Annotated in this window: 1 protein-coding gene; it reads left to right on the forward strand. The window is 62.4% G+C overall.

The window, feature by feature from the left end:
* Nucleotides 1–56 precede the first annotated feature (56 nt).
* Nucleotides 57–433: CobW family GTP-binding protein (locus MRBLSP13_RS19950; RefSeq protein WP_363756258.1), on the forward strand; the 377-nt coding region annotated here is incomplete at its 3' end.

The raw sequence follows: 433 nt of genomic DNA on the forward strand, positions 1-433 counted from the left end.
TATCCCAACCACCGCGCACCTGCCTGAGCGCGCGCATGCTGACTCCCAAACAGGATATGAGGACGCCGGTCACAGTGCTGACCGGCTTTCTCGGCAGCGGAAAGACCACATTGCTCAATCGCGCCCTGCGCGATCCGGCGATGACGCGCACCGCCGTGATCATAAACGAGTTTGGAGAGATCGGGATCGATCACGCCCTCACCACGGCGAGCGACGATACGATCATGGTGCTGGAAAATGGCTGCCTGTGCTGCACGGTCTTTGGCGACCTCATCCAGACCCTCAACCGGCTCTATCATGCCCGTGAGGCCGGCGAGGTCGATTTCAACCATGTCGTCATCGAAACCTCCGGCCTGGCCGAGGCGGGCCCCATCCTCCAGGCTTTCCTGTCCGAACCCACGCTTGAGGGGCTCTTCCGGATGGGCGCGGTCGT

The sequence above is a fragment of the Sphingobium sp. LSP13-1-1.1 genome (assembly GCF_040676415.1).
Taxonomy (GTDB): domain Bacteria; phylum Pseudomonadota; class Alphaproteobacteria; order Sphingomonadales; family Sphingomonadaceae; genus Sphingobium.